The sequence below is a fragment of the Sporichthya sp. genome (assembly GCF_013815995.1).
GTDB lineage: Bacteria > Actinomycetota > Actinomycetes > Sporichthyales > Sporichthyaceae > Sporichthya.
In genome coordinates this window covers 36,674-44,975 of record NZ_JACDFE010000007.1, presented here as the reverse complement: position 1 = coordinate 44,975, position 8,302 = coordinate 36,674, and the positions used below count along the sequence as shown (strand labels likewise).

Genomic DNA, 8,302 nt, shown 5'->3' with positions numbered 1-8,302 from the left:
GAGCCTCGCGCTGCAGGGCCGGCCCGAGGACGCCGCCGACCAGCTCGCCATGCTGGTCGAGTTCGCCCGCACCGATGCCGAGCGCGCTCGGCTGGCCGTCGTCCACATCGAGGTGCTCTGGACCCAGCTCGGGCGCACCGGCGAAGGAATGCGGGTGGCCGAACGGGCCGAGGCCGCGATCACCGATCCCGCGCTGCGCCGCGAGGTCTCCGCCCGCCGGTCCGGGCTCCTGCTGGCCGGGACCGGCCCCGGCATCGCGGCCGAGGCCGCGCTCCCCCTGCTGTCGGAGGCTGATCCCAGGTCGGCGTCCTGGCTCTATCTGGTCGCGGCGTACGGGCTGAGCCGGCTCGGCCGGGTCCAGGAGGCTCTGGACACCGCCGAACGCGGGCACGCGGCCGCGACCACGCTGGAGCCGGGCGACTGGTACCCGTGGTTCTACCTGTTCGCCCGGTGCGAGTCGCTCGCGCACGCCGGCCGGTTCGCCGAGGGCGAGGCGCTCGCGCACGAGCAGTACCAGCAGGGACTCCAGGACGGCAGCAGCGAGGCCCGGGCCTACTTCCTCTGGCACCTGTCCCGGTCGGTGCGCGAGCGCGGGCACGTGCGGCAGGCCGCCCACGACGCCCGCGAGGCGATCACTCTGCTGCATCGCCTGGGCCGGCGCGGCTTCGAACACAGCCTGCGCTCCCAGCTCGCCCTGGCTTTCGCCCTGGCCGGCGACGGGCCCAGCGCTACCCGCGCGCTGATCGCGGCCGATGCCCTCGACGTCGAGCAGCCCCAGTGGAGCACCACCGAGCACTTGGCCGCCCGGGCCTGGACCGCGGTGGCCGAGGGCCGGCTGGCCGCCGCCCGGGACCTGTTCCTCGACTCCGCGGACGCCGGCGAACGGATCGGCGACCTGGTCGGCACCTCCGCGGCCCTGCACGACATCGCCCGGATCGGCGGGGCTGTCCAGGTCCGCGACCGCCTCGCCCGCCTCGCCCCGGCGCTGGAGGGCGAGCTGATCCTTGCCCGCGTCCAGCACGTCGACGGGCTGTGCGCCGGCGACCCCGAAGTCCTCGGGGAGTCAGCCGGCACCTTCGACCGGCTCGGTGCCGCCCTGCTCGCAGCCGAGGCCAGCGCCGACGCCGCCGTCGCGTGGCGACGGGCCGGCCGTGCTCAGAAGGCCGATGCCGAACTGCACCGGGCAGGCGCCTTCGCCCGCGACTGCGAAGGTGCGGTCACGCCGGCGCTCGCGCCTGTCGCCTCCCGCGAGCAGCTCACCGCTGCCGAGCGGGAGACCGCGCTGCTCGCGGTCGCCGGGCGCACCAACCGGGAGATCGCCGAGGAGTTGCACCTGTCGGTGCGCACCGTCGACAACCGGCTGCAGCGCATCTATGCCAAGCTCGGGATCTCCCGCCGCTCGGACCTCGCCGAACTCGTCCGCTGACCCACCCCGGAGACCTGATGCCCGCTCAGTTCGACACCCTCGTCTACTCCACCGAGGGACCGATCGCGACCATCACGCTGAACCGACCCGACCAGCTGAACACGATCGTCCCGCCGATGCCGGACGAGCTCGAGTCCGCCGTGAGCCTCGCCATTCGCGACGCCGCGGTGAAGGTGATCGTGCTCCGCGGCGCCGGCCGCGCGTTCTGCGCCGGCTTCGACTTCGGCGACGGCTTCCACACCTACGACGAGGTGCTGACCACCGACGGCAAGTGGGACCCGGGCAAGGAGCTGATCGCCAACAGCTCCCCGTTCCTGGGCTGGGTGCCGAAGTTCATGAGCCTGTGGAACAGCCCCAAGCCGGTGATCGCCCAGGTGCACGGCTGGTGCGTCGGCGGAGGCAGCGAGATGGCGCTGTGCGCTGACATCGTGATCATGAGCGAGGACGCCCAGATCGGAACCCCCTACTCCCGGATGTGGGGCTGCCACCACGCCGGCATGTGGATCTACCGGCTCGGCCTCGCCCACGCCAAGGAACTCGCCCTTACCGGCCGGGCCCTGTCCGGCGTCGAGGCCAAGAAGCTCGGCCTGGTCAACGACGCCGTCCCCTTCGACCAGCTCGAGGACACCGTCTACTCCCTCGCCGAGCGGCTGTGCACGATCCCGCTCAACCAGATGACGGCGATGAAGACCGTGGTCAACCAGGCCTACACGAACATGGGCCTGGGCAGCACCCAGCTGCTCGGCACCATGCTCGACGGGATGCTGCGCAACACCCCGGAGGCGCTGGAGTTCATCGAGTACGCCGAGCGCGAGGGCGCCCACGCGGCCGTCGCCCGCCGCGACGGCCCCTTCGGCGACTACTCCCAGGGCGAGAAGCCGAACCCGAAGAACGTCGTGGACCTGGAGCCCAGAAAACGCTGAGGCCCGCGCCTACGGCGCGGCCAGGACGTTTCGGTGGGCCTAGATGGACTTGAACCATCGACCTCTTCCTTATCAGGGAAGCGCTCTAACCGAGCTGAGCTATAGGCCCCGGGGTGCCGGAGAAAGATACCCCAACGACGAAGGCCCCTCCCAATCGGATCGGGAGGGGCCTTCGGACGTTCGTGAGTGCTATTCCTCTTCGGCGAGGGTGACCTCGACGCCGCCGACCAGGTCGGTGGAGATGTTGTAGAGGTACGCGCACAGCGTGGTGAGCGCGGTGATCATCACGATGTCGATCAGGGCGACGATCGTGGCCATGCCCAGCACGCGGGGCAGGGAGAAGAACGCGACGACGTCGAAGCCGGACGAGCCGCCCTCTTCGCCGGAGATGTCGTCGACGGTGCTGGCGACGGTGGAGAAGAAGCCCATGAAGTCCAGCAGCAGCCAGAGCAGCGCGACCGCGACCAGCAGGATCACGCCGAGGGCGACGGAGAACAGGAACGAAACCTTCATCACCGACCAGGGGTCGATGTTGGCGATCTTGAGCCGGGCGCGGCGCACGCGCGGTGCGCGGATGGCGTCGCTGCCCTTGGTCCGGCCGAGTCGCGAGCGCGGGATCGGGGCGTCGGACTTGTTGGGCTCGGGCTTGTCCCGCATCAAGGCGGCCCGCGAGGGCGCCAGCGGCACCTTCTTGACCGGCTTGTCGGGAGCGTCGACCACGGCCGCGCCGGCCTTGGACGGCGCAGACCCGTTGCCCGACGCGTTCACCGAGGCGTTGACCGGCGCACCGCTGGCCGAAGAACTGGCCGAAGCGCTGACCGGAGCCGACATGCTGACCGGCTTCGCCGGCGCAAACACGTCACCGTCGGTCACGGCCGGAGCCGTCACGATCTCGGCCTGAGCGCTGCCGCGCTTGTCCGCCTTGTCCGCCGTCGCAGTCATCTGCGCGCCGGACTCGCCACCGTCCTCGCCCTGGTTCTCGGCGTCGGACTTTCGTCCAATGCCGAAGCGCGAACGCCCCCCGCGGCCTTCCTTCGAGCTCATCGCTCAGTCCTCCCGATCGTCGGCGCCTCCCCCGGAGCCGCCCTGATCATCCCCGCCGCTGTCGGCGTCCGTGGGCAACGACACCGAATCGGAATCTTCTTCCGTCCCGGTTTCGGAGTCCTCGACCGAGGGCTCCGCGTTGCGCGCGATCGCTACGACACTGTCTCCGTCGGCCACATTGATCAGCCGTACACCCATGGTGGCACGACCCGTACGCCGAGGATCAGTACTTGTAATAACCGTTCGGATGACTCCGCCGTTCGAAGTGATGGCAAAAAGCTGCTCGCCTTCGGTCACGACTAGGGCACCGACAAGTTCCCCACGCTCGTCAGTTGTCTTCGCGGCCTGGGTTCCGAATCCCCCTCGGCCTTGGATTCGGTACGCGTCGCACGGGGTCCGCTTGATGAACCCGTTCGCAGTAGCCACCACCAGGTCCGAGTCCGGCCGAACGAGGGACATCGCCAACAACGAGTCGTCGTCCTTGAGGTTCATGCCGCGGACCCCGCCGGTCGCGCGGCCCATCGGACGCAGGGCCGCATCGTTCGCCGTGAACCGGATCGACATCGCCCGCCGGCTGACCAGCAACACGTCATCGGTGGCCGAGACGAGCAGCGCGCCGATCACCTCGTCGTCCTCGCGCAGGTTGATCGCGATGACCCCGCCCTGGCGCGGGGAGTCGTATTCGGTCAAAGCGGTCTTTTTGGCCTGCCCGGAACGGGTTGCCAAGACCAGGTAAGGCGCGACCGAGTAGTCACGCAGATAGACGACCTGGGCGATCGTCTCGTCGGGCTGGAAGGCGAGCAGATTCGCGACGTGCATCCCCTTGGCATCGCGCCCGGAATCAGGCAATTGGTACGCCTTTGTCCGATAGACGCGGCCCCTGTTCGTGAAGAACAGGATCCAGTGGTGGGTCGTGGTGACGAAGAAGTGCTCGACGATGTCGTCCTGCCGCAGGGTCGCCCCGCGCACGCCCTTCCCGCCGCGCTTCTGCTCGCGGTAGAGCGCGGCGCTGGTGCGCTTGGCGTACCCGCCGCGGGTGATCGTGATGACGATGTCTTCCTCGGCGATGAGGTCCTCCATCGAGACCTCGCCCTCCCAGGGCAGGATCTCGGTGCGCCGCTCGTCGCCGTACTTCTCGACGGTGACCGCGAGCTCCTCGGAGATGATCTGCCGCTGGCGCTCCGGTGAGGCGAGGATCTCGTTGTAGCCGGCGATCAGCGTCATCAACTCGTCGTACTCGTCGATGATCTTCTGCCGCTCGAGGGCAGCGAGCTTGCGCAGCTGCATGTCGAGGATCGCGTTGGCCTGCAGCTCGTCGATCTCGAGCAGGGCCATCAAGCCGGTGCGGGCCTCTTCCGCCGACTGGCTCGCCCGGATCAGGGCGATGACCTCGTCGAGCGCGTCGAGGGCCTTGAGCAGCGCGCGCAGGATGTGAGCGCGCGCCTCCGCCTTGCGCAGCCGGAACTGCGTGCGCCGGATGATGACCTCGACCTGGTGGGTCACCCAGTGCCGGACGAAAGCGTCCAGCGACAGGGTGCGCGGCACGCCGTCGACCAGCGCCAGCATGTTGGCGCCGAAGGTGTCCTGCAGCTGCGTGTGCTTGTAGAGGTTGTTCAGTACGACCTGCGCGACGGCGTCGCGCTTGAGCACGATGACCAGGCGCTGGCCGGTCCGCTGGCTGGTCTCGTCGTTGAGCTCGGCGATCCCCTGCATCTTGCCATCGTTGACGAGCTCGGCGATCTTCGTCGCGAGGTTGTCCGGGTTGACCTGGTACGGCAGGGCGGTCACGACGAGCTGGGTGCGGCCCTTGGCGTTCTCCTCCACCTCGACGACCGCGCGCATCGTGATCGAGCCCCGGCCGGTCCGGTAGGCATCCTGCATTCCGCGCAGACCGATGATCGTGGCGCCGGTCGGGAAGTCCGGGCCCTTCACCCGCTCCAGGAGCGCTTCGAGCAACTCCTCCTTCGTGCAGTCGAAGTTCTCCAGGTACCACTGCACCCCGGAGGCGACCTCGCGCAGGTTGTGCGGCGGGATGTTGGTCGCCATGCCGACCGCGATGCCGGCCGAGCCGTTGACGAGCAGGTTCGGGAAGCGAGCGGGCAGGACGTCCGGCTCCTGCTGGCGGCCGTCGTAGTTCGGCGAGAAATCGACGGTCTCCTCGTCGATGTCCGCCAGCATCTGCATCGCCAGCGGCGCGAGGCGGGCCTCGGTGTAGCGCATCGCCGCGGCAGGGTCGTTGCCCGGCGAACCGAAGTTGCCGTTGCCGTCGACCAGGGGCATCCGCAAGGACCACGGCTGCGCGAGGCGGACCAGGGCGTCGTAGATCGCGGTGTCACCGTGCGGGTGGTAGTTGCCCATCACGTCACCGACGACGCGGGCGCACTTGTTGTAACCCCGGTCGGGTCGATAGCCACCGTCGTACATCGCGTAAAGCACGCGGCGGTGCACCGGCTTGAGGCCGTCGCGGACATCCGGCAGCGCGCGCCCCACGATCACGCTCATCGCGTAGTCGAGGTAGGAGCGCTGCATTTCGACCTCGAGCCCGACCGGCTCGATCCGGTCCCCCGGCGGGGGCGGCGGCGGAGTTGACGTGGTGTCAGATGTCAAGGAACCGCACGTCCTTCGCATTACGCTGGATGAAGTTGCGGCGGGACTCGACGTCCTCGCCCATCAGGATCGTGAACAGCTCGTCGGCCATCGCGGCCTCGTCGAGCGTGACCTGAAGCAGGATCCGGGTGGCCGGGTCCATCGTGGTGTCCCACAGCTCCTTGGCCGGCATTTCACCGAGGCCCTTGAACCGCTGGATGCCGTCTTCCTTGGGAATCTTGCGACCGGCCTCGGCGCCGGCGCGCAGCAGCGCGTCGCGCTCGCGGTCGGAGTAGGCGTACTCGACGTTGTCCTTACCGCCGGGCCACTTGATCTTGTAGAGCGGCGGCTGCGCCAGGAAGATGTGCCCGGCCTCGACCAGCGGGCGCATGTAGCGGAACAGCAGCGTGAGCAGCAGGGTCCGGATGTGCTGGCCGTCGACGTCGGCGTCGGCCATCAGGATCACCTTGTGGTACCGCAACTTCAGGATGTCGAAGTCGTCGTGGATGCCGGTACCGAGGGCCGTGATGATCGCCTGCACTTCAGTGTTCTGCAGCACCCGGTCGATGCGCGCCTTCTCGACGTTGAGGATCTTGCCGCGGATCGGCAGGATCGCCTGCGTCATCGGATCGCGGCCGCCGACCGCGCTGCCACCGGCCGAGTCGCCCTCGACGATGTAGACCTCGCAGCGCTCCGGCTCGTTGGACTGACAGTCCCTCAGTTTTCCGGGCATGCCGCCGCCGGTCAGCAGTCCCTTGCGGCCGCGAGCCAGGTCGCGTGCCTTGCGCGCGGCGATCCGGGCGCTGGCCGCGTCGATGGACTTGCGGGCGATCTGCTTGCCCTCCGCCGGGTTCTTCTCCAGCCATTCGCCCAGGCGCTCGTTGAGGATCGTCTGCACGAAGGTGCGCGCCTCGGTGTTGCCGAGCTTGGTCTTGGTCTGGCCCTCGAACTGAGGCTCCGACAGCTTGATCGACACGATCGCCGTGAGGCCCTCGCGGATGTCCTCACCGGTGAGGTTGGCGTCCTTCTCCCTGAGCAGACCCCACTGCCGGCCGAACTTGTTCATCAGCGAGGTGAGCGAGGACCGGAAGCCCTCCTCGTGGGTGCCGCCCTCGTGGGTGTTGATGGTGTTCGCGAAGGTGTACACGGACTCGGCGAAGGTCTGATTCCACTGCATGGCGATCTCGATGGCCATGTGCCGCTCGGTGTCCTCGGCCTCGAACGACAGGATCGTGGGGTGCGAGGCCTGCTTGGTCGCGTTGAGGTGCGAGACGTAGTCGACGATGCCGCCGGAGTACATGTAGACCACCGCCGGGGCGCCGGTCTCGTCGTCGCGGTGGGACTCCCGCTCGTCGGTGAGGGAGAGGGTCAGTCCCTTGTTCAGGAACGCCATCTCCTCGAAGCGCCGGCGCAGCGTCTCGAAGTCGTACTCGGTGGTCTCGAAGATCGTGTCGTCGGCCCAGAAGGTGACGGTGGTGCCGGTCGCGTCGGTGCTCTCGCCACGATCGAGCGGAGCCTCGGGGACGCCGCCGCCGATGTAGCTTTGCCGCCAGACGTAGCCATCGCGCTGGATCTCGACCGAGAGGCGACTGGAGAGCGCGTTGACCACGGAAACGCCGACGCCGTGCAGACCGCCGGAGACCGCGTACCCGCCGCCGCCGAACTTACCGCCGGCGTGCAGCACGGTGAGGACGACCTCGACGGCCGGCTTCTTCTCCACCGGGTGCATGTCGACCGGGATGCCGCGGCCGTTGTCGACCACCCGGACCCCGCCATCGTTCAAGATCGTGATGTCGACCCGGTCGCAGAAGCCCGCCAGGGCTTCGTCCACAGCGTTGTCCACAACCTCGTACACAAGGTGGTGGAGCCCGCGCTCGCCGGTCGAACCGATGTACATACCCGGCCGCTTGCGGACCGCCTCGAGGCCCTCGAGGACCTGGATCGCACTCGCGTCGTAAGAGCGCAGCTCGGTGTTGTTGTTCGGCTGTGCCGTCGAGGCTGCCGTCGGTCCGGCCGCTACCGGGGGCTGATCGGGGGTCGGATCTGCGATGGTGCCGGTCGCCGTACTGTTGCTGTCGACCACGAAAGCGCCGTTCCCTCCGTCGAGCCCGGCCCGTCCGACAAGCCGGGAGACCGCGCGTATGCGCCCCAGTCTACTGGGATCCGCCGACACTCTCGCGCCGCCACGGCCTCAGATCGCGTCACAGCCGCGCCGAGACCCCTCTTACGTGTCCCCCCACGCGGGTGCGCTTTTCGTCCCTGGACGGACGGAGCGCAAACGTACGCGGTATACCCAACCGGTTGTCCCCAGCTGTGGAAAAAG

At 68.6% G+C, this 8,302-nt stretch carries 5 protein-coding genes and 1 tRNA gene; 2 read left to right on the top strand and 4 right to left on the bottom strand.

Translation table 11 applies throughout. The features are described 5' to 3' along the window. Both H0X00_RS01935 and H0X00_RS01930 read left to right on the top strand, forming a co-directional pair. The coding region (locus H0X00_RS01935) for a helix-turn-helix transcriptional regulator (protein ID WP_293766999.1) at positions 1 to 1,426 on the top strand (1,426 nt) is incomplete at its 5' end. A 17-nt stretch (positions 1,427 to 1,443) separates the two neighbouring features. Beyond that, on the top strand, positions 1,444 to 2,349 hold the full coding sequence (locus H0X00_RS01930) for a crotonase/enoyl-CoA hydratase family protein (protein ID WP_293766998.1): 906 nt from the start codon (positions 1,444 to 1,446) through the stop codon (positions 2,347 to 2,349). A 34-nt stretch (positions 2,350 to 2,383) separates the two neighbouring features. Here H0X00_RS01930 and H0X00_RS01925 read toward each other — a convergent pair. The 4 genes from H0X00_RS01925 to gyrB all read right to left on the bottom strand — a co-directional run bounded on the left by H0X00_RS01925 (position 2,384) and on the right by gyrB (position 7,945). Further along, positions 2,384 to 2,458, bottom strand: a tRNA-Ile gene (locus H0X00_RS01925). A gap of 80 nt (positions 2,459 to 2,538) precedes the next feature. Beyond that, the gene (locus tag H0X00_RS01920) at positions 2,539 to 3,393 is read right to left on the bottom strand and encodes a DUF3566 domain-containing protein (RefSeq protein WP_293766997.1); all 855 of its coding nucleotides are present in this window, start codon (positions 3,391 to 3,393) and stop codon (positions 2,539 to 2,541) included. Between the two features lie 3 nt (positions 3,394 to 3,396). Continuing rightward, positions 3,397 to 6,000: a DNA gyrase subunit A gene (gene gyrA, locus H0X00_RS01915; RefSeq protein WP_293766996.1), complete on the bottom strand. Its 2,604-nt coding sequence runs from the start codon at positions 5,998 to 6,000 to the stop codon at positions 3,397 to 3,399. Then, entirely contained in the window at positions 5,990 to 7,945 is a 1,956-nt protein-coding gene (gene gyrB / locus H0X00_RS01910) for a DNA topoisomerase (ATP-hydrolyzing) subunit B (protein ID WP_367186392.1), read from the bottom strand. The genes gyrA and gyrB overlap by 11 nt, the downstream gene beginning before the upstream one ends. Positions 7,946 to 8,302 lie beyond the last annotated feature (357 nt).